The organism is Bacillus sp. JJ1532 (genome assembly GCF_036965085.1).
In the GTDB taxonomy this organism is placed as follows: domain Bacteria; phylum Bacillota; class Bacilli; order Bacillales; family Cytobacillaceae; genus Cytobacillus.
Map to the genome: position 1 here is coordinate 1 of NZ_JBALOW010000083.1, position 21,313 is coordinate 21,313.

General features: G+C 37.0%; 21 protein-coding genes. 1 reads left to right on the top strand and 20 read right to left on the bottom strand.

The features are described from left to right. Positions 1-82: 82 nt before the first annotated feature. From V7122_RS21735 to shc, 8 genes are all read right to left on the bottom strand, one after another. The gene (locus tag V7122_RS21735) at positions 83-1,330 is read right to left on the bottom strand and encodes a DUF4153 domain-containing protein (protein WP_335529027.1); all 1,248 of its coding nucleotides are present in this window, start codon (positions 1,328-1,330) and stop codon (positions 83-85) included. A gap of 48 nt (positions 1,331-1,378) precedes the next feature. Then, positions 1,379-1,594, bottom strand: a complete 216-nt coding sequence (locus tag V7122_RS21740) for a helix-turn-helix domain-containing protein (RefSeq protein ID WP_017153334.1) — start codon at positions 1,592-1,594, stop codon at positions 1,379-1,381. Positions 1,595-1,605: 11 nt separating this feature from the next. Further along, entirely contained in the window at positions 1,606-2,088 is a 483-nt protein-coding gene (locus tag V7122_RS21745) for a DUF2975 domain-containing protein (RefSeq protein ID WP_335529030.1), read from the bottom strand. Positions 2,089-2,336: 248 nt separating this feature from the next. Next, positions 2,337-2,675, bottom strand: coding sequence for a YolD-like family protein (locus V7122_RS21750; protein WP_335529033.1), 339 nt, complete (start codon positions 2,673-2,675; stop codon positions 2,337-2,339). Positions 2,676-2,826: 151 nt separating this feature from the next. Beyond that, on the bottom strand, positions 2,827-4,209 hold the full coding sequence (locus tag V7122_RS21755; protein ID WP_335529035.1) for a catalase: 1,383 nt from the start codon (positions 4,207-4,209) through the stop codon (positions 2,827-2,829). Positions 4,210-4,863: 654 nt separating this feature from the next. Beyond that, a complete protein-coding gene (locus V7122_RS21760) occupies positions 4,864-5,766 on the bottom strand; it encodes a TIGR01777 family oxidoreductase (protein ID WP_335529038.1) in 903 nt (300 codons plus the stop codon). A gap of 22 nt (positions 5,767-5,788) precedes the next feature. Next, entirely contained in the window at positions 5,789-6,328 is a 540-nt protein-coding gene (locus tag V7122_RS21765) for an HXXEE domain-containing protein (protein ID WP_335529041.1), read from the bottom strand. Between the two features lie 138 nt (positions 6,329-6,466). Next, the gene (gene shc / locus V7122_RS21770; RefSeq protein ID WP_335529045.1) at positions 6,467-8,335 is read right to left on the bottom strand and encodes a squalene--hopene cyclase; all 1,869 of its coding nucleotides are present in this window, start codon (positions 8,333-8,335) and stop codon (positions 6,467-6,469) included. 121 nt (positions 8,336-8,456) lie between these two features. Here shc and V7122_RS21775 point away from each other — a divergent pair, with 121 nt between their 5' ends. Further along, positions 8,457-9,587, top strand: a complete 1,131-nt coding sequence (locus V7122_RS21775) for a DUF2515 family protein (protein WP_438824801.1) — start codon at positions 8,457-8,459, stop codon at positions 9,585-9,587. A gap of 530 nt (positions 9,588-10,117) precedes the next feature. Here the strand turns inward: V7122_RS21775 and V7122_RS21780 are convergent. The 12 genes from V7122_RS21780 to V7122_RS21835 all read right to left on the bottom strand — a co-directional run bounded on the left by V7122_RS21780 (position 10,118) and on the right by V7122_RS21835 (position 20,929). Beyond that, positions 10,118-11,056 carry an ATP-grasp domain-containing protein gene (locus V7122_RS21780; RefSeq protein ID WP_335529051.1) on the bottom strand — a complete coding sequence of 313 codons (939 nt, stop codon included), beginning with the start codon at positions 11,054-11,056 and terminating at the stop codon, positions 10,118-10,120. Between the two features lie 273 nt (positions 11,057-11,329). After that, positions 11,330-11,821: a GNAT family N-acetyltransferase gene (locus V7122_RS21785; RefSeq protein WP_335529054.1), complete on the bottom strand. Its 492-nt coding sequence runs from the start codon at positions 11,819-11,821 to the stop codon at positions 11,330-11,332. A gap of 204 nt (positions 11,822-12,025) precedes the next feature. Next, positions 12,026-12,475, bottom strand: coding sequence for a hypothetical protein (locus V7122_RS21790; protein ID WP_335529056.1), 450 nt, complete (start codon positions 12,473-12,475; stop codon positions 12,026-12,028). Positions 12,476-12,779: 304 nt separating this feature from the next. Beyond that, positions 12,780-13,238, bottom strand: a complete 459-nt coding sequence (locus V7122_RS21795) for a GNAT family N-acetyltransferase (RefSeq protein WP_335529059.1) — start codon at positions 13,236-13,238, stop codon at positions 12,780-12,782. A gap of 354 nt (positions 13,239-13,592) precedes the next feature. Next, positions 13,593-14,516 carry a hypothetical protein gene (locus V7122_RS21800; protein WP_335529062.1) on the bottom strand — a complete coding sequence of 308 codons (924 nt, stop codon included), beginning with the start codon at positions 14,514-14,516 and terminating at the stop codon, positions 13,593-13,595. Positions 14,517-14,900: 384 nt separating this feature from the next. Next, on the bottom strand, positions 14,901-15,719 hold the full coding sequence (locus tag V7122_RS21805; RefSeq protein ID WP_335529063.1) for an SDR family NAD(P)-dependent oxidoreductase: 819 nt from the start codon (positions 15,717-15,719) through the stop codon (positions 14,901-14,903). Between the two features lie 29 nt (positions 15,720-15,748). After that, positions 15,749-16,447, bottom strand: coding sequence for an SGNH/GDSL hydrolase family protein (locus tag V7122_RS21810; RefSeq protein ID WP_335529067.1), 699 nt, complete (start codon positions 16,445-16,447; stop codon positions 15,749-15,751). Next, complete coding sequence (locus V7122_RS21815) at positions 16,425-17,045, bottom strand: TetR/AcrR family transcriptional regulator (protein ID WP_335529070.1); 621 nt, start codon at positions 17,043-17,045, stop codon at positions 16,425-16,427. The genes V7122_RS21810 and V7122_RS21815 overlap by 23 nt, the downstream gene beginning before the upstream one ends. A 290-nt stretch (positions 17,046-17,335) precedes the next feature. After that, the gene (locus V7122_RS21820; protein WP_335529073.1) at positions 17,336-17,893 is read right to left on the bottom strand and encodes a GNAT family N-acetyltransferase; all 558 of its coding nucleotides are present in this window, start codon (positions 17,891-17,893) and stop codon (positions 17,336-17,338) included. Positions 17,894-18,278: 385 nt separating this feature from the next. Next, positions 18,279-19,058 carry an alpha/beta fold hydrolase gene (locus V7122_RS21825; protein WP_335529076.1) on the bottom strand — a complete coding sequence of 260 codons (780 nt, stop codon included), beginning with the start codon at positions 19,056-19,058 and terminating at the stop codon, positions 18,279-18,281. Positions 19,059-19,236: 178 nt separating this feature from the next. Next, a complete protein-coding gene (locus V7122_RS21830) occupies positions 19,237-19,947 on the bottom strand; it encodes a VOC family protein (protein WP_335529080.1) in 711 nt (236 codons plus the stop codon). A gap of 250 nt (positions 19,948-20,197) precedes the next feature. After that, a complete protein-coding gene (locus V7122_RS21835) occupies positions 20,198-20,929 on the bottom strand; it encodes an alpha/beta fold hydrolase (RefSeq protein ID WP_335529082.1) in 732 nt (243 codons plus the stop codon). Positions 20,930-21,313 lie beyond the last annotated feature (384 nt).

The window sequence follows — 21,313 nt, forward strand, 5'->3', positions numbered from 1 at the left end:
GTATAAAAAGCTGCATAATATCGGCTCTAAGGATTTTATACGTTATAGAAGATTAGCTTTTCGTTACATTAACAGAGCCTTTCTAATTAAAAATTATAGGAAAAGTAAATGTAACGAAAGCTGCCCAAAGCCCGTAGACCGGCAAATACTTAGTAACGGCATCTTGGATAGTTGAAGGTCCGGATTTGTTTTGTAGAAAACGCATATAGGAGAGCATAATCCAAATTAGATTTGCCCAGATAAGTATGTTTACTCCTAAAACAGCAAGTCTATTAGGCGTAATCCCATAAGAAGAAAGTCTGAACACGATGGCTGACAAAGCCACACTGTCAATGATAAGCGCAAGAACAATTAAGGCAAAATTTAAATAATCTGAAATGTTCTTTTTCTCGTCTGAGTCGCTCTCGGTAATGGAAAATATGGTAACGGCCAATACACCAAGGAGTATTCCGTTAAAGGCTATCAGGAAATTGCGGTCCAAGAATGGATTTTTTCCGACCCATATAACCGTTATAAGATAGACCAACAATGTGATCAGGACAAGAGGACTAAAAATTTTAGCAATATATGGCGTAATATTCTTAGCAAGTTTAAGATTCATTGATACCAGGTATGCAGCCACAATAGCGAGAGCGGCAGCACCAAATAAAACGACATTACTAAAATAGAAGTCTTCTATATCCAAGCCAACAAAACTAAATAACCGCATGGTTAATGCTGCTAGTACCATTCCGCTAACTGCCATGCTGGCGTAGAGAATACAATATTCCAAATTAAATTTAATATAGGCTAATCTTGTACTGCCTTTGGAATATTCATTTCCTGTAAATGCAAGCCCTACCAATACCCATAAGAATATGGGAAGGTGTAAATAAGCAAGGATAATACTGTCTTTATAATTTAATGGCAGCATATTAAGATAAAACCCGGAAATTAGGAACAACGCTGCAAGGGAATAAATAACACTTTTTTTCGGAGTATTATTGTAAACAAAATAGGCAGCAATAAAGGGAATTATACCAAAAGCCAGGTTAATTGGAGCAATTGCTTCCTGTTCGACAAAATGGAAAATGATCCTGGTGCTTATCCCGGCCAGAATGGCTAGAATGCCCATGAATAAGAAACCTTTTTGAAGCAAGGAAGATTTTTCTGTATTTGCCGTCTCCTTGAAATGCAATCTTTCATACCAAACGCCAAGAACCTGAGAATCAGGATTTTGTTCCCATGCGTGTGAGAATAACTTTTTAAAAGTTTTCGGGTCTTTTCTATACATTCTCTCCAGCTCATGAGGGTTAGAAATATTTTCAATAATCAAATTATATTTGTCCATAGTTATACCTCCCTTAATAATTTTTTATATTAAGTTCCCTAAATATATTTAACTGTCTTCGTCACTTTTGTATTCTAAAATATCTCCAGGCTGACATTCTAAAGCCTTACAAATTGCCTCTAAAGTGGATAATCGAATCGCTTTTGCCTTTCCATTTTTCAATATAGAAAGGTTCGCCATTGTTATTCCAACCTTCTCCGAAAGTTCTGTTACGCTCATTTTCCTTTTTGCTAACATCACATCAATATTGATTATAATTGCCATTGTTATTCACCTCAGACCGTTAAATCATTTTCTGATTTGATATTAATTGCTTCTTGTAAAAGTTTTTGGAGAACAGCCGCAAAGACTGCGATAACCATCGAAGCAAAAGGAACAACCAATCCGACAAAGATAACTCCTGGTGCGTCGTCTACTTCCGCAAAGATATAGAAGAGCGGCCAAACTAGCACATGCAAAATACTGATTGTGATGGCACAGTATTTGATTTTCTTTAAAGCTTTTACAGATAAATCGGAGAAAGCTTTATTTTTGTCAATATAGTGTAAGAGTTTGAAAGCCTGATACAAAGCAAAGTAAAAAGGTATCGCCGATGCATCAAAAGCGATGAAAACGAGATATTTTATATAAGCAAACTCTGGAAGCAATTTTGCTGCAAGATTCGCCATCTCAGGCACCAAAAAGATGCACAGAGCAAGAACTGGGACCCCTAAAAGAATAACAGCTATTTTTAAAAACAACGTTGTTACTTTTTCCATAAAAAACACCTCACTTAATTATTCTGATTTTGATTTTAATATATATTTTATCGTTTTACAATAAATTTTTATTAATTTGAATAACATTTTTATTGTATGCTTTGTTTTAAGCAAAAATAATAAGCATTCCTCATTCAAAGAAATGCTCTATAACTTTAAACCATTAAACTTATAACTTGTACAGCTAACCTGCCCTTTAGATTAATAAGAAAAAACGCCAACCCACGTAAGGCTGACGCTATCTTCCCCTAATTCAAGACCTTCACCCCAATAATACTATCGAACGTCACTCGCTCAAACTCTCCTAGCTTTACCTCAATCCGCAGCTCATGCGTAATAGGATCAACGTAATGAAAACGGCCAGTAATATCAAAAGTAAAGCCGTCATCCCAAACAGTTAGCTTTACCGAATGGTCGTACTCCATTGCGTAAATAATCCGCAAGTCGAATTCTTCTGCCTCATGTTCGTCAATGATTGGCTTATCCTGCCGTTCATTATCTCGCCAAAAATCCCACTGAGTTTTCGCTAGTTCTGGCAATTGGAATGCGGCTTGCCATTTCATAATTCCTCGGTCTCTAATCGCCATATAATCGCCTCCTTTAAGATTATTATATACGAACAAATGTTCTGTTTGTAGTAGAAAGAAAAAGACCATTTTTTGACGGCCTTGAGTTCTTCTTATTCCATTAAAGCACCCGTTAGTTCATTAGCCTTAGAAAATTTTAATTTTTATATCTTTATTGTTTTTTTAGTTGTATCTCAATTCTTTTTGCCAAGTCAGATGATACCTTATTTAAATACTCCATAACCTTCTTTCTAATATCATCAGATATGACTTTCAAATCACTAGCTAAATTTTCGACAAGGTGTTCTTTTTCGATTTGAGTTAACCTCGTATAGAATTCACCAGCCTGCACAAAATCATCATGCTTTATTATAGAAGTTCTTTCTAGTTTCCCTTCAACATATCTTCCATCACCACTTGTAATTTGATTAGCTGGTGTCCAATTTTGCTGTTGGTTAACCGGTAATTTACGAAATTCAGCTCCAATTCTTCTTCTTTGAGAATCACTATAAATATTGGCACGGCCCTGCAGTATTTTATCATCAGATAATTCTGCGCCGTCTAGTAAATTAGAAGGGGAGAAGGCGACTTTTTCTACTTGTTCCATATAATTATCAGGATTTTTATTTAATACCATTTTGCCTACTGGTATTAGGGGATACTCTTTTTCATCCCATACTTTTGTATCGTCTAAAGGATCATAAGAAAGATTTGCTTCATCCTTTGGGTCCATGAGCTGGACATAAAAGCCATATTCCACCGGTTTACCACCCGTAATCGCATCGTATAAATCTTTACCAGCGTAATCAGGATTTTCAGCGGCTAGTCTATTTGCTTCTTCGCGACCAATGTATTGTACACCTTCAAATGGGTACCAATGGTATTTAACGTACTTTCTAATACCTTGAGCATTTATCCAAACATATGTATTTACACTATGTCCTGGAATGTGGCGAAAACTTTTTACCGTACCAGCATCCGAGTATAACCGTATAACAAAGTGAATCGATTCAGGCGCTCTTGCTACAAAGCTCCAAAACCTATCAGGATCAATTAAATTATTTTTTGGTGAAGGTAAGAGTGCTTTAATAAATTCCGGAAATCGTATCGCATCACGAACAGAAAAGACAGGAATGTGATTACACAAAAGGTCAAAAACGCCTTCTTCTGTATAAAATTTTGTAGCAAAACCACGCACATTTCTAGATGTATCAGGTGTTCCTTTCGTACTGACAGCTAACGAAAAGCGAACCATAACAGGAACTTTCTGATTAGAATTTTGTAAAAAGCTCAGTTTTGTATGTTCGGACATCGAATATATCGTTTGAAAATAACCAAATGCACCAGATCCTTTTACATGAACAGGTCTTTCTAAAATCTTTTCATGAATAAATTCTTGTAAGGTTTCGTGTAATACACTATCTTGTTCCAGTACAGGTCCCCTAGAGCCGATCGTCTGGGAATGAAGTTTAGCTTGATCATTGGAGAGGTCTCGATTCTCATTATGGCTTTCCTCTAATAAAGTTTGCCTCTGTTTATGGTGTTTTTCATTCATTATTAAAGCCTCCAAAATTTAATTAACTTCAATCGTTACTAAATATGATTATTGAGGCTCGAATATGTATCTTCTACTATTATTTTCAACATTCATTAGAAATATAGTTTCTTAAAGTTAGTTTGTTAAGATGATAAAAGAGTATGAACAGGCTAATAAAAATAGTATTTATAAAAAATGATCAAACTTTTTTATAAATAATACATCTAGATATGGTATAGAAGAATCCATATAGATTAAGATTTTATCAAGACCTAAATCATAAGAAGTCATAAAAAATAAAGATCGATATATATTAGACATGACTTATATATATCGATCTTTGCCGTTTTCCCACAATCGCGCCCTTTTCTTGAAGAAAGACGCTTTCCTTATTACAGATAAGTGCCTTTTAGTAAGGGTACACATAAAGGGTTATCTCATAATAAAACCCTAATTCCATATAACTGTTTTATTTTGGGGTACCGCCAACATTCTACGTTTATCTGACGGTACACCATATGCAAAAAAGTTCTCCCCAAATGCCAGTCAGTGTTTTCTACGAACAGCTGATTAAGGACACGGTGTGCTAATCAACGCAGGGAGGGCCTGCCGTACTGTCATGACTTAAAGCTTAATTATAAGTTTCCTCCTTCATACCGGCGCAATGTATCTTTAACCTAGAATATCAGAAAGTGCACTTTTTACGTCTGGAAATTGAAAGGAGTAATTGTGGTGAAGTGCTTTTTGAGGGAGTACCCGCTGCCCTTTTAATACCAACTGATTCATTTCACCAAGTACTACTTTTACTACAACCCCAGGAACATGAAGCCAATATGGGCGGTGAAGGACGTCTGCAATGGACTGTCCGAATGATGACATACGTATTGGATGAGGCGAGGTCACATTCAACGGTCCATCTACTTCAGGGTTAATGATGGCGAAGTAAACCATCTCAACCGCATCTTGAATGTGCACCCAGGAAATCCATTGCATCCCACTGCCGATTGTCCCCCCAATACCTAATTTATAATGTAGCATCATTCGCGGAAAGGCACCCTCTTGACCCAGAATCATGCCGAAACGCGCGAAGACCGTTCGAACGCCTAATTCTTTCGCCATTGCCCCTTCTTTCTCCCAACGCTTTACAACACTGGCCAAAAAATCGTTTGCATCACTTTTGGAGGACTCATTAAACGATTTGAAGTCTGACATCCCGTAGTAACTTATACCTGAAGCGTTAACAAGAACTTTTGGCTTTGGATGAAGATGTCTCAAAATTCGAATGACCTCTTTTGTGGCTGTAAGACGGCTATTCAAAATAGCCTCTTTTTTACTTTGGGTCCACCGTCCGATATTAATTGATTCCCCGGCCAAATTGACCATCGCATCGACATCTTTAAGTTCGTTTTCAGGTTGATGATCTGCAGAAAGCCAATCAACATAATGAACGAATTCACTTGTTCTTTTATGATTAGGAAGACGCGTTAATATGGTTACTCGATGGCCTTTTTGAATCAACAGGTGAGTCAAGGCTTGACCTACAAACCCGCTTCCGCCCGCAATAACAACATGCAATGTACTCACCACCCGCAGCGACTTATTTGATGAAGTAACGACCTAAAAGATTGCCAACAAGAAAAACAGGAATCATAACCAGGCTAACGGGGAGACTAACGAAAATGAACTGTCCGTCTATCAGGCCGGATTGGAACAAACGGTCATAGGCAATAAGAGAGTAAGGGATGAGAAGGCATAGCGCCGTTATGATGCCAGGAGTGTAGCCTTTGAAAAAGATGGACTGAACAATATGGATGATCGCCTGCAGAATAAACAAATTGAGTATGGCTGTATATAAAAGAAAGCCCCCTCCGTTTAATGAGAAATGGGCAGTCATCAATGTAGTGAATGAGATAATCAACAAAATCCAAGTAGCCGAAATAGAAAGTTGGGCAGCGGTCGAACCTAGTTTTTCCCTCATTTCTAAGGTTAGTTTGACGAAGGGAGCTTTTCTGTTTTTGTGTGCAATCATGAAAGATTCAATGGTTATGATCTCTTCTAAGTCATGGAACATAAAAATGATTGGGAACAACCAAATGATTGTATGAAGATCGAAAAATTCGCGGAAAGTTTCAAGCATCTTTTGCCTCCTGCCTGTTGGAAAGAATTTGTTTTTCACCAAGACCTTGTCCTGATGTAGTTTTGTTCATTGTATCGGATAGACTATAAAAATATGCCAGCAGTCACTTGAAAGCTTTTTGAATCCACAGATCCCTGTTTAGCTCCCTTCAGCTAATTTTTGATAATGGGCCAGGGCCAGTAACGGAAAAACGTATTCGTAACAATGATAATTGATATAAAAGGCCCCCGCCATGCCCCTTCCTTTCGGGTAGGCCTTTGCCCAATCTTTTTCTTTTCCATCCACTAAAAAAGCTACACCGTATTTAATGTCAGGTGTGATTTCAGACGCGGCCGAGATAAGTGTGTCAAGGGCCCATGCTGTATGAGTGCGGGTACTTTCGCCCAAAGGCACATAACAATTATCGATATCACTTTTACAGGATTCTCCCCAACCTCCGTCTTGATTTTGAATGGCTTTTAACCAGTTTACAGCCTTCTGAATAGCAGGATGATTCGGGGAAACCCCAACAGCAACCATTCCCGTTACCGCCGCCCATGTGCCATAAATATAGACGCCCCAGCGCCCTATCCAAGAACCATCCGATTCTTGATTCTTTAACAGCCAACGAATCCCGCGTTTCACCATGGGATGATGAAAATCCAAATGGGTATAGTTCCCGAAAAACTCTAATGTCCTTCCCGTTAAATCAACCGTCGACGGATCAATCAACAAATCTTTTCCGCCCTCGATTGGTAATAGGTTCAACAGTTTCTTGTTCACATTCTTTTCGAATGCCGCCCATCCACCGTCATTGTTTTGCATGGAAATGAGCCAGTTGATTCCCCGATCCCATGCCTGCCGACAATCCACCCTTTCGATGACCAACGTTCGAATCGCTCTTAGTGCAGCCGTTGTGTCGTCAATATCCGGATGGATTGTATTCATGTCCTCAAAGCCCCAGCCTCCCGGCAAAAGATTCGGTTCATGAATGATCCAATCCCCGTATTTGACATGTTGCCGGGAAAGGATATATTGGTTTGCCTTCTGGACGGTATTCAATAAATAAGGGACTCCGGATTCTTGCAGAGCATAACTGATTAACGTCGTGTTCCAGACCGTAGCCGTCGCATATTGGCAGTGGAGTTCTCCATCAATCCGGCAGGTCATCGCTTTTAAGCCTTGCAAGGCACGGGTGATCACCGGATGTGTATTTGAATATCCCCTCGCCAATAAAGCAAAAATCATCATAGAAGTTGAACCGAAATAATTACATAAGGTGCCATCCGGTTCTATTCTATCCAGCATATATTGTTCGGCGCGATATAAAGCTAACTCGCGAAGGTTTCCGGGGTAGTCTTTCAGGCCTTTCATCCCTTTTTGAATCAAATCAATAACCGAGCGGAATTCCGGATCTTCTGTAAAAAAATAATTTTCTCTTTTCAGATACAAATCAGAGAGATCAGGAGACCGTGGGGTTCTCCTGCTGAAACCCAAATTGGCCAGAATCAGAAACGGGATGATGTTCGTTCTACCAAACACGGAGATGTCAAAAAGATTGATTGGAAAGGAGTCCGGTATAAGCAGCACTTCTATCTTAATGGGAAAAGGCGGCCACTCGCATTGTCCGGTTAGAGCCAGCAGGATTTTAAAAAACATATGGACTTCCGTAGCCCCTCCGTTGGCAAGGATAAACCTTCTTGCTGCCTGGATATCCGGGTCACCCCGATCTCGGTAGCCGGAGTAAAGAAGGGCATAATAAGCTTCCACAGTGGACGTAAGATTCCCTTTTCCTTCATCATAAAACAAACCCCATGAACCATCTTTCTTCTGTTTCCCTGCAATACGTTCCACCAATTCTTTTATGAACGCCTCGTCATTTATCTCCAATGTCCGCAATAAGATAATCATGTGACAGTCTGTTCCGATGCCGGTCTCGAAAGGATATTGCCAGGACCCGTCAGCTGTTTGGTCCCTAATGACCTGATCGACGATTCGGTTCATTTCCGCACGTACCCGATGCCTCATGTTACCCCCCTCTTTCGAATACTCACGTTGTATTCATATTCTTCTAGCAATATGAATATGCATTTCTTTATGGGAGAATCGGACGCAATTCAAATGAAATGTTGATAAGGGATGATTACTTTTGCTTAATTCCTATTCGGATATAAAAAAGGATTTGAAAAAAAAATTAAAAAGTAAATCTTCCGGCCTCCTGCCCTCTTTATCCGAAAACGATAAACAACGTATTTACTATATAAGAGAACAGACAAAACAACATAATCAAAGCAACGTGACACGGACTCAGGCTTATTATAATTTTTACCTTGAGCACCCAGAAATCCATTGGGCCTTTCTTGGACATATGGTATCGCGGAACGTTGGCTGGAATATGACCGATTTAAAAGGGGACTTGCTGACAAAACTTCTCCCGGAAAGAGATCAGCAGGCGATTTATTCTTTCTTGGAACGCGGCAGCTGGTTGATTTTTCAGGATGTGTATCCCCAGTGTTTGATTTATGACCTAAGTGTGAAAGCCAACCAGGAAATGTTCCACCTTTTGCCCTTTTTTCACATTTCCACCTTTATGGAAACGATGTGGCGTTATTTTTGGAACAGAGGGGATTCCTACACTCTTACGATTGCGACTGTGATCAATGAACAAAGTTATTTGGAAAAAAGATTGATCCAAAATGATCACTTTAAAAAAACCGTAACCGGTACGGTCAGCTTCAAGTTGTATGATTTTTTGCGTCTCAATCACATTCTTTTTCCATACTGTGCAGAGGAAGATAGGCAACAAGCCTTACTTGCCGGCGCTACCTCGCGCCATTTCACTTCGCTTCACGAACGAATTTTATTCGGAAAAAGATTGTATGCCCTTCTTTTTCAGCGAAAAAATATTTCAGCTGGCATTTTGAAATGGGCGCACGATCATCCCCATACAGGTTCACGAAAAGATTATTGGCCCGATTTGTTTAACGATGTAAACGAATTTTTTCCCCGTTCCCTTTATAAACCTCGGGTCAAGAATTGTAAGTTGAGAAAAGGCGCCGCCGACCGGTTGTACAGCCCACCGTTAAAATACGCCTGGCCGAATACTACTCATGAAGAAGCGGAAAGCGGCGACTGGTTTGAGGATTGGCATGTTCTGGACTATATTCATAAGGAAGTCGATGTGAATGGAGATATATTCGGGAATTATTGCAAAACGCTTGAAACCATTGAGCTTGCGGTCATGGGAAAGGAAGCCCTTCTGTTACGGGAAGAGGATTAACCATCTATGTGCGGTGATTTTGACAGCTGTTCTACATATTTGCATTGGTCGCTCCTTTCATTTTGACTTTTATACTTCGAATTGTTAATTATGTCATAACAGAAAGGGGGGAGTGTCAGGAAAATGCGCTTCCTGACGGGACCCCTCTAATAATAGAATGAATATAAGAGTAGGATTATTGCAGATATTTGGAATGTGTTTTCCAATAGACTAACCGAAAAATCACTCCTCACATTAAATGCAACTAATTATTACTACGATTTTTACTAGGCTTGAAGGTATTTACATTCATATAATACTTTGAGCTTCTATTAGCTGGTTTAATGGAATAACTTAATTTTCACTTAACAGGTTCTTAATCCACAAGAAAAACCGAAACCCCTTCTTTATTATGATAGGAAATTCCGGTTCAACTTTTAATAAACAGTTCAATTTTATATCAAATCCACAATGGTCTCATTCTGAACTCTTTTGTCAACAATCTGAGCAGCCAAAAAAAAAATGCAGGAACCATGTCCCTGCGGTCAAACTTATATTCTCTCCAAAGCTTCTCCAAGAAACTTTGCAAGCTCGAGCATTCCGTATTTTTCTGCTTTTGCTTCTGCGTCTGAATTATAGTTTGTGTTTGTATTGACGTCATACGTAAAAATTTCACCAGCGGCATTTTTTACAAATTCAATGCCGGCAACATCAATTTTAACAGCCTTTAGAAAAGCTTCATAGCGTTCGATTAAATCACGATCGACATCTTCTACAATTTCGAACTTAGGTCTTACTTCTACTTCTTCTCCTACAGGACAAAATAGGTCGCCAATTTGACATACATCCGCTGGACATAGCTCAAATCCTTCTGACGTATCGACCCTTACAGAATAAACGTATTTGCCACCTACAAACTCAGCTCTTGTAATATAGGAATCTGGTGATTGGATATACTCCTGGATAAGCGTAATTCCATCTACAGACTCTTCAAATGCAGGACTATTAACATGTAACTTCAATGATTCAACAGTTTGGAACAATTGGACTCCAAGTCCTTTACCAGCCCGATTATGTTTAGTAATGAATGGGGCTGTTCCTAGCTTTTCAGCAGCTTCTATAATTTGCTCGTGGCCCACTGCACCAATTGTTTTTGGAGTTCGAACTCCACTCGCTTCAAGCGCTGTATATTGTTTAATTTTGCTAAGTTCAAGACGTAATGCATTACTACTATTAAAAACAGTTCGATTATGGAATTCAAGCCAATCAAGAATTCCACCAGTCAACTCAGGTGCAAATCGGTGATCTCTTGTGTGAGAGGACGCACTCATACGATTATAAAATACCCCTTCTGGCGGTAACGAAGTTAAATCGATGATCCCTTTATCAAGATGCCATGCCTCATATGGCAGGTTTAATTCATCCAATCGTTTTGTTAAATGAGAGGTCCAATCATCATTTTCATGGATAATGTATATTTTTTTAGACATATCAAACGTCCCCTTCATTTTCATTTTTTAAAATATTGACCTAGTCACCACTTAATCTTGGAATTACATATGTTAACCTGTAGCGTTACTTTAAGTACAAAATTTCACAATCTCTCCTAAACTTTAACATAGATATCTAGGAATTGTTCAACAATATAACCCTAGAATAAAAATAAGCGCAATCCTTTTTTGAAGTGACCCCAAAATGTTAGATTCGTGTCTAACATTTGAGGTGCAGTTAAAGGAATGCTCCCGATTGTTTAAGATATTCATTTAATATTGATATTCATTTAAAGGTTTTAAATGGTAACTCATAATAATAAGTTCGCCTTTTCTTCCCATCTTCCTTACACCTTCATCAACAAAACCGTTTTTCTTATATAATCCTTGTGCGACTTCATTTTTCAGATTCACTGCTAATACAATTTCATTAATTTCGGGAAAATATGACCTAACAAATTCAGGCAATAATTTTATTGACTGTTTTGCATATCCCTTACCTTGATGGTGAAAATCTGTTGAAAATGCTCTTAATAATAACGCATTATTATTATTTGAATACGGCTTTACTCCCTCATTTTTATGTAGAACAAAAAACGTTACTAACTGTTCACCTTCAATACCTAATATAGAATATCTTTCTGGATCTTTATTTGAAAGTTCATTGCATTCTTTAGGAGTACCCGTAAAACTAAGTTGTTCCTCTGATAAGGTATATTGTTCAATTGAATTTTTAAATCTATCATTATAAAAATGAAGTTCCATAAAAATCCCCCTCCTCAAGTTCGAACGTATATTCCTATTTTAATAAATGTAGTCAAGTCAATCAATTATTATTTTTGAATTAGTCAACATAATGGCCTAAAAATGAAAATGAGCGCTGATCCTTTTTACTGAATCGCACCCGATTGTGGAAGATCATAATTACTATGTCTTGTTAAACTAAAACACATGTTACTTCAATAAGCCTTATCTAACCTCGATTACAAAAGCATAACTCGAACTTCCCTTTTCCCACCTTGCATGGACATCGTAAATATAAACACCTTTTTCTTTTGGTGCTATTAAAACATTATTATTTAACGAAACGTCCTCCACTTCGTTATCATTAAGCCATCTATTTACTCCCAATGTATTTACATTAGGTTCTTTTTCAAATTCTATTTTTAATTCAGATTCAGGCAATACAATCACGGGTTTAATTTCATGATGTTCAATTAGCCTTGGCGGAGAAATTGTATCGGCACAAATAGAATTAAATAAACCATCCCAACAATATGAACCTCGTGCCACTTCTAGTTTCTTTTCATTAAAAGTTATAGTTGGTGAAGGCGGATTATTATTAAATAACCCTATAACGAAGTAAATTCCAACACCTAATACAACTAAAACTACTAGAGTAATTAACGCCTTTTTCATAATTCCCCCCTTATCGTTATTAAACATCCTTTCTTTAACTCTACTGCTCGATAGTCTAAGTACATTTATTCACAATTTTATTGAGTTATTGTGCTTAAGCGCCTTATAGTTGAAGCAGAATGGGATGTTTATTACACAATCGCGCCCTAAAATCGAATAACTAATAACTTGATCTTAATATTAAAATCAAATAATTTTCCTTCTCTAAGTTCCCTTTAGTTTAAGTTCAATACTTTACAATCCTCTTCTAAATGATGAAGTTGGTAAAAAGTTTGCTTTTTCCATTATCTTAAAGAAATATATGTTACTTTTTTACGAATTTCAAAGACAAAAAATTATTGATTCCAATTTTCTTAGCCCTAATTTCTGGAAGAGGCTTTCTTTTGTACTCTTCAAATCCCAATTTGTTATATAAATTCATTGCCGGAGTATTCGTATCCGCAACCTCTTCAATGACATAATCATTGTACGGAGTGTTTTCAATGATATGCTTTATGATTTGAGTTGCTACACCCTGTCCTCTAAATTCTGAAGCTGTTCCAACAAACTCAATCGACCCCGTATTGGGAGGAAATTCTTCAAAAGGCGCTTCAAATTCCTTCTTTAGAAAGATCCCTGCCATGCTTCCCTTGAAAAATCCCAGATGCGTCCTTAATTCCTTTTTATTTAATCGAACCGATCTATCGGCACCATCCGTGCATGCTGTCATTCCAGCAATTTTATTATTAGCTATCGCTACATAAAATTGATTCAAAACAAACATATGAGCAAAAGCTTTTGCAATTTTATTTTTATCCTTTGAAAAAAAAAACGAGCCATTGTGAGAACCCTTCTGAAAATATTTCAGACATTTGTTTCCTCACATCAAAATCTACTTTATCTGCTTTCAAAATAGTAAATTTATAATTTTCAGATTCCATATATTATATTACTCCTTTTTATTGAATGATATATGTTCATTATTATAATCCTATTCCACAATCTGGCCCGTTTGAGGAACAGTGGTAAAAACTATGTCTAGAATGGAACACCGTTTGACTGCCAGTCAAGCGCTCTCCCACGATGGTTACTTTAACTGTCCCAAACATTATTCCATACAAAAACGAAAATTCTTAATTTACGGGTCTTCTCCAAACGACTCCTCTTCGCTCATATTCCATTGACTCTTCTGTGAATCCGTCATTTTGTTTTTGATCAAGTATTGGAGTTCTTCTGTACTATTCTTTTGCTCTTTTGAGCCATGCCTTGACGGCCTCTTTGTAATTTCCTTGTATGAAATCTGATCAGTATTACCCCATTTCTTCCAGGGAACTTTATCATATTTATGGTGCTGATAATACTTCCATGGATGGATGCTCCCCGGCGCATAATTATACGTGCCCATGTTTACTAGATTAGTTACAATCTCTCCAGTCTCGATATGATAGACTACTTCAAAGCGACCATTCGACGATACGAACTTTTCATGATACGCTGCGTCCAATTCAGTTTCTTCGTACCGGTGATACTTGGCGCTGAATAGTCGCCACTTGCCGCAAGCTGCAAGTTCAATCATCTCATCTAATCGCTCTGGGGCCTCCCCATATCGATTCAGTTCATTTCGAAAATAATGAACCTCCTCTGTAACGTATGCAAGTTGCCTGACATGTCGATCAAAAGTATCAAAAAATAAATTATAATGCTGATGCCCAACCAACATCTCTTCATTTTCCCTCAAATCATGCATCAAACGAGTGAGAATCGCGTGTGATCCAATCGCTTTGGAACGGTCAAATACATACCATTTTTGATGCTGTGAGAGAATTTGATCATACTGTGCCGAGAGTTCTGAAAAGTATTCCTCTGTTAAAAAATCGGACTTGATTGCCACATGCACAACAGGATATACAAATTTTTCATCCAGACGATGGTACCCGTACATCGACACCAAAAACACGAAAAAAAGAATGATGAGAACCGTTTTTGGCGACCGACTTTTAATTACTGTCCTAATTTTTTGACCCTCCCCTTCTTCCGCTATGCCCCCCACAATCCTAACCAACTTTTTCCTTCTTCTATCCTTCTACAATCTGGACCTTTCATAAAGAAAGAGCGTACTTTATGCTGCAGTATCGCGCCCGTTCGCAAATAAGTTCCTTATACCAGAATGCATCTGATTCCTCCCACATTCTCAGATAATGCCGTTCAGTGCTTATCTCAATTTTCATTGGTGCAACGTCCGTCACCTGTCATATTTGAAACATCCTCATCAAGTCACGGTAAAATTTTCATAGCTTTGTTTTAACAGTTATGTCAAGAAAGAAGAAAAGTGATGTTTCTCAGCTTGAATCCCACTTCTCATAAGCCAGACGATATACTTCATTTCCCACTTGAAAAAACTCACGAGAGGCAGGGTGGTCATAGTTCAAGTAGGAAGTGGAATTTTTTAAGATACACGAGCTTTTCTACTAACCTTACAAACTAATCTCATCAATGCACTGTGTACAGGAGGAAATATCGTAAAGATAACATTCATTGTTCTGCGCATTGGCATCGGACAAATTACAGGTTTATTTTTATGGATACCATCTAAGGCAATTTTCGCAAGTTGTTGTGGAGACATCATCTTTTGTTTTTTCAATTGTTTAGTAATAACAGACTTATTGATATTTATTGCTTTCGCCTCATCAAAAATAGGTGTATCAACAAATGTTGGACAAATCGCGCTTACTTTTATGCCAAATTCCTCCGCTTCATAATGAAGGGATGTAGTTAGACCTACAACTGCATGTTTTGTTGTGGAGTAGGCTGAAGATACTGGGGAGGGTCCAAGGCCTGCAGCTGATGCCGTGTTAACTATATGTCCGAAGCCTTGTTCTTTCATGATTTTATACCCAATTTGAGTTCCATTAATGACTCCCCATAAATTTATGTCTACAATTTCTTTCCAGTCTTCTATCGACATATCATATAATTCGCCGTACATGGCAATACCTGCATTGTTAAAAAGGTAATCTAACCGGCCAAATTCTTGATAGACTTCATTAATCGCACGTTCAACACTTTTAAATTCGGTTACATTTAAATAAACAAACCTAGAATTGATGGCTTCTTTATTAAGCTCAGCTTCAAAAGTCTTCCCATCTCGTTCATTAATGTCTGAAATAATAACAAATACATTTTTAGAAACTAATTCATTGCAAATTGCCTTACCTATCCCTGATGCTCCGCCCGTTACAATAGCAACTTTCCTATACCCTTCCATTACTACTTCCCCCTAAATAAATTTTTTTACTACTGATGGGACTTATGGTCGAAGAATAAAAGTCGGTCTATCATTGTTGCATATTCGTCTGCAACAAGTGCTGCACCATTACTATTTAAATGAATGCCATCTAATGTGAAGTGTAGTCCTCGCTTTTTTGATAACCGATCGATGCTAGTTGGATTTTTATAAAAGAGTACATCCAACATCACTCTCATAACTTTGATACTGACGTAATCTGAACAAGTGACTTTTGAAAGGTGTTTCTCAAATACGGAATGCATATCCAGAAAACTTATATTTGAGTATTTTCTAGAGAGGGATTGGATGATGGAAGATAAATTTTTTATTTCTTTATTCGATTCATTCTTTGATGTTTCACCCACTAATGCTGGTGAAACTGTAACCACCTGTTTAGAAGAAGCAATAACCATTTCTAATACTTTGTTGTAATACTCCCTAAATTCCTCGGGATCTTTTGCAACAGGCTGTGCTTGAACTCTCAACAATTTTGAATAAACATCATTGACTCCAATCCAAAGGAAAATAAGATCATAATCTGTATCTAATTTTACTTTTGTTAAACGGGTATGCAAACTTTTAACTGACTCCCCTGGTTTGCCAAGATTATCAAACAAAATATTTGGAAAATTATCTTTTAAAATGTTAACAAAAGACACACCAGGACGACCTTCTGTTAAACTGTCACCTAGTAATCCTATTTTCATTATTAAATTCCCCCTTTTTTATTGACCTTACAAAAATCATAATTGCTTGTTTAAAAAGAGTCTCAAGCGAACTCAATTCTTGAGTATTCGTAAGCTGGCATAAGCCACCAAGCCACGTTCCTAGTAATACAGTCCATTCATCTGGATTTCCTGCTATAAACTCCCCCTTTTCTATACCCTCTTGAAAGATTGAGCGATAAGAGCTCATCGGGACAACGGCTAATTCATATAATTGTTTTACAGATTCTGGACTTGAGTTTGGATTTGAAGCTAACTCCTGTCCTGATTTTAATAAGGGTGTTTGGTAATTATAGAGTACGTGCATAGCAATGCCATACAATTTTTCTGTTGCGGTTAAGTAAGTGTGTTCTATTTTCACCCACTTGTCGTACCAATCCCGCATAGTTTTTTGTGCCAAAAGGACAAAAAGCCGTTCTTTGTTCTGGAAATGATAATAAATGTGTCCCTTACTGTAACCAGAAGCTTTTGAAATATCACCAACAGATGTTTGATTATATCCTTTTTGTGAGAACAGAATTGAAGCATTTACCATGATTTCATTTTTTGCATTCTCACTGTCATAACGTCTTTTGTTCAACGAGATGCTCCTTCCTCTAAATTGAACGTTCGTTCTAATTTAATTATACATATTTTTACTGAATTATCATTAATCTACATTAAATTTCCACATTTTTGTCACTATTCACATAATACACACTAATCAAATCTACTTATATAAGTTTTGCTTATTAATTATTTCTAATTGTTCAACTATCCTGCTTCGTCCAATAACATTTACAAAAAAGGGTACTTCTCCTTCTTGAAGGTAAGCACCCGTGAGCACTAGTACAATTTTTCACAATCTAACTTTTTAAATAAATACATTTTCTACTTCTTCGTAAAGTATGCCATTGAGATTAAATCATAATAAATATCCTCATCCACTTTTATAGCTTTTACTTTACGACCTTCCTCAACAAAGCCAACACTTTCGTATAAAGAGATTGCATTCGTATTTTCAGCAAACACTTCAAGGCAGACTTTTTCAATTAAAGGATTTTCTTTTGCCCAAGCCAACAATAAAGTTAGCATAGCTTTACCAACCCCTTGGTTTCTATATTTGTCTGCAACACTCATACCAAATGAACCCTGATGTTGTATTCGCTTTTTATGACCATTATGGAAGTCTAAAAACCCGATAGTATTGCTTTGATATTCTGCTATTATTGCTAACTTGCCATTGTCATCAAAAATCTCTTTTAAGAATTGTTTTTGTCGTTCATAGGATACTTTGAATTCAGCTTCCGTAGTAAGTAAAAAAGGAGCTTCGCTAATAATGGTTTGATTAAACCTCAATACCTTCTCCGCATCTTCAGGTAATGCCGTTCTTATTGTACATGGTTCCCCGTTTTTAGTTACGAAATTCTTCGGTTGAATGAACCCCATAGAAAACCACTCCCCCATTTGTTTTATATATAATTTCTTTCGCTTTATGCGAATTTCCTTTTTATTAACCTTATCGTTAAGTTTAGATGCATTCTTTCACTAACACCATAATTTCAATACCATAAGTTTTAATTTCCCTTGATATTCTTCTTCCAATAAATGGCCCTATTACTAAAAAGGCACAATTCCTCTTCAAGAATTGCGCCCGATCGTAAGATCAAGATAATGATTATAATTGCAGCCCTTTAGCTTGTTGAACTAACACATCTTTTAGTTCAACAATGTATCGAGTCTAATAATTAAAGAAAATATTTAACTGTCCGTAAAGTGTACTCGATTATTGTGCTATCGTCTCTGTTTATTTGAATTTAGGTCAAAGTTTCAACTAAGAAAATTGTGTCAATAGTTGGTTGAACTTGTCACGTTCTTCCCAGAAAGGGCCATGACCACTATATTGAAACGGAACAAGCTGTGAATTTCTTATTTTTTTATTTAGTTCCTGAGCTTGTGCAAATGGAATAACTTTGTCATGAATACCGTGAATGATTAAAGTAGGAACATTAATTTTTGAGAGATCCGCATGTAGCTTCTCATCTCTTAATGTCTTTATAATAGCAGCTGTTGACCAACTTGCTGCTTGTAATCCCATTTGTAAAAACCAGTCCGAAAATGGTTTAGTTATATACTGAAAGAAAAAGCCATCTATTACGTCCTGTATCATTTTAGGCCGGTCATTTAAGGTTTCTTTAAGAAAGTTATTAGCAGTTTCTGCGGTAAATCCAGTTGGGGCTGCCGCATCAACAAGAACAAGCCTTGATACCCCAAAACCGTTGTGACGAGACATATACCGAATTGCGATAGCCCCGCCTGTAGAGTGACCTACAAGAGTAAAATTGTTTATTTGAAGTGTACTAACTACTGTGCGGATATCATCTGCAAGTCCGTCAAAAGTATAGCCGGTCATTGGTTTATCCGAATTGCCAAAGCCCCTCCAGTCTATACCAATACAGCGATAGCCCATAGCAGGAAGAACATTAATCTGATATTCAAACTGTTTATGGCTTAACGGCCAGCCATGCAAAAATACGATGGTCTTATTTCCCCCCGGGTTAATATCTTCTACATATAAGTTCACACCTGGCTCTACAACAACAAAGTATCCCATGAAGATTCCTCCCTAGTTAATAAGGTTTCAACAATAGATATTCATTTTGGTTAACATAGATGAGTACCTATTCCAGTTGTAGGGCAGAGAAGCGAAAAAGGACGGGGTTTATTGAACTTTCCGATCCCTTTTGTTTAAGCACATACCATCAGCATCTAAGATGGTATTCTGACAGATATTAATTTTCAGAAAATAATTCTCCTTTGTGCTCATTTCGATATACCTGTAATTCCTTATCCGAATTGATGATTATTTTACTATTATCTGTTAATGTAATCTCAAGAGGAAATATGGCAGACGTTTTATCAGAAAATATCCATCTTCTCCCTGGTTGGGCTAATATAATAAATATTCCCTTCCTCCTTTCACCCATGAAATTAAGGAACTGTCTACTTATTGTTTTATTGTCACGCTCAATTACACCAATTTGATTTAGTTTTTCGCTTACACTTATAGCGTCTTCTACAATCAAACCTATTTCACTAATGTTTAAAATGCTTTTAACGGAAAAAGGTTCTATACTATCTTCAGCAATTTCATATCTTGAAATAAATTCTACTATATTACCAGAAGGGTCATAGAAATAAAGAGCAAGGGCAGGTAAATGAGCAAAATTAGCTTCATCTACCCCATCTTCAACAAGTAAACTTACTCTTTCTTTTACCCATGATTTTGCTTCATAAAATTTGTTAGCGGGTATGTTAAATGCAAAGTGGTAATATGGGTTACCTTTTACTTCTTTTGTAGTAAACTCCAGTTCACCTGTACCAACAGCAATTCGAAAGCTATCATTATCTTCATTGATTAGAGAAAAACCTAAGTTATCAATATAGAACTTTTTCATTTCAATTAAACTTTTAGTCTGTAAAACTAGCGATCTGATTTCCATTAAAAATACACCTCTTTTTGAATAATTTACATTAACAGTATCATTTTTAAAAAAATACGCACAATTCAAAAGTCTAATGTTATCTAACAAAGTAACTAAGTCCCTCAACTAACCTGCGAGTAAGCATAAGTACATTTCTTCATAATCTTCATTTCTCTTACTAAGCGTAACTAAACAATATGGCCCTTTAATTAAAAAAGAAGCGTTCCTAAACTAACGCACTCCGAGTTTAAATATAAGCCTTCACAATCTAATCTTTAAAAATTTCAATCAGCTTTTTTATCGCACTGACTACCACTTCTGGTTCATCATTTTGTATATAATGAGCACTGTTTTCAGCAATCACGAATTCACCATTTGAGGATATTTCAAGAATCTCCCTCTGCATTTCATTCCATAACTCTTGTGATTCCTTTGAATAATGAGCTTTCTCACCAGCTGAAAGAACAATTAATGGGACATTTAATTTAAGTCTGCTTTCTTTTAACTGCTTTAGGCTTTCCATAAATTCATCATAATTGCCTTCATAAACGAATTGCTTGTTGTATGCTTGTTGAAAATCTAGGGACATCGTTGGGAGAAATCTTTCTCTGTAATCTTCAGGCGTAGAGTCAACCAATACAAGTCCACAAACCTCATTATGATATTCAGTTGCATACATCCGCATATTAACTCCACCAAATGAATGGCCGACTAATATGTAGGGAGGTTTAATATTGGCTTCAACAAGAAGTTCCTTCAATTCTTTTACCATCTCACGGCTGGTTCTAGGGTTAGAACTTGTTTCACTTTTCCCAAGTCCTGCTCTATCATATATTAGAACATTAGTGAGCATTGAAATATCCCCAATTACTGAATCCCAAGCCTTGGAAAAATCTCCATATCCAGCGTCCATTATGACTGTTGGTTTTCCATTATTTTCTCCCACCAATTTAGCATATAGTTTACAATCACTTATTTTCACATACATTTCTTTAGTCATTTAGTCCATTCCTCTCATTAGCCAACTATCAGTTAGTTAAAATTTAACAATTTCAACACTACTTCTTCAACCAATTTGCCCTTACTTTAAGTACATTTCTTCTTTGTTTACCTTCATATCTAATTAACCCCTGAGCAATATGGCCTTTCCATAAAAAAAGACGCGTTCCCCAATAAACGCGCCCGATTGTTGAAGATCAGTGGCTGCTGAAGATGGCTCGCACTTATTGAACTCTAGCACCCGTTAGTTTAAGTACAATCCTTCACAATCTAATTAATTTCATAACAAATGAATAAGCCATTGGGGAGGTTTTTTCGTTTGCTTTTAATGGCGTTGTATTACCTTAGTGCATATTCTTTTCCTAACTGCTATATATGGTTTAAT

Bases quoted from the DNA above. Each gene is read 5' to 3' on its own strand.
- V7122_RS21805 (WP_335529063.1), bottom strand. From the start codon at position 15,719: ATGGAAGGGTATAGGAAAGTTGCTATTGTAACGGGCGGAGCATCAGGG.
- V7122_RS21780 (WP_335529051.1), bottom strand. From the start codon at position 11,056: ATGTCTAAAAAAATATACATTATCCATGAAAATGATGATTGGACCTCT.
- V7122_RS21835 (WP_335529082.1), bottom strand. From the start codon at position 20,929: ATGACTAAAGAAATGTATGTGAAAATAAGTGATTGTAAACTATATGCT.
- V7122_RS21825 (WP_335529076.1), bottom strand. From the start codon at position 19,058: ATGGGATACTTTGTTGTTGTAGAGCCAGGTGTGAACTTATATGTAGAA.
- V7122_RS21765 (WP_335529041.1), bottom strand. From the start codon at position 6,328: ATGCTTGAAACTTTCCGCGAATTTTTCGATCTTCATACAATCATTTGG.
- shc (WP_335529045.1), bottom strand. From the start codon at position 8,335: ATGAGGCATCGGGTACGTGCGGAAATGAACCGAATCGTCGATCAGGTC.
- V7122_RS21830 (WP_335529080.1), bottom strand. From the start codon at position 19,947: ATGGAAATCAGATCGCTAGTTTTACAGACTAAAAGTTTAATTGAAATG.
- V7122_RS21810 (WP_335529067.1), bottom strand. From the start codon at position 16,447: ATGAAAATAGGATTACTAGGTGACAGTTTAACAGAAGGTCGTCCTGGT.
- V7122_RS21735 (WP_335529027.1), bottom strand. From the start codon at position 1,330: ATGGACAAATATAATTTGATTATTGAAAATATTTCTAACCCTCATGAG.
- V7122_RS21790 (WP_335529056.1), bottom strand. From the start codon at position 12,475: ATGAAAAAGGCGTTAATTACTCTAGTAGTTTTAGTTGTATTAGGTGTT.
- V7122_RS21740 (WP_017153334.1), bottom strand. From the start codon at position 1,594: ATGGCAATTATAATCAATATTGATGTGATGTTAGCAAAAAGGAAAATG.
- V7122_RS21820 (WP_335529073.1), bottom strand. From the start codon at position 17,893: ATGGGGTTCATTCAACCGAAGAATTTCGTAACTAAAAACGGGGAACCA.
- V7122_RS21755 (WP_335529035.1), bottom strand. From the start codon at position 4,209: ATGAATGAAAAACACCATAAACAGAGGCAAACTTTATTAGAGGAAAGC.
- V7122_RS21750 (WP_335529033.1), bottom strand. From the start codon at position 2,675: ATGGCGATTAGAGACCGAGGAATTATGAAATGGCAAGCCGCATTCCAA.
- V7122_RS21745 (WP_335529030.1), bottom strand. From the start codon at position 2,088: ATGGAAAAAGTAACAACGTTGTTTTTAAAAATAGCTGTTATTCTTTTA.
- V7122_RS21795 (WP_335529059.1), bottom strand. From the start codon at position 13,238: ATGTTTGTTTTGAATCAATTTTATGTAGCGATAGCTAATAATAAAATT.
- V7122_RS21785 (WP_335529054.1), bottom strand. From the start codon at position 11,821: ATGGAACTTCATTTTTATAATGATAGATTTAAAAATTCAATTGAACAA.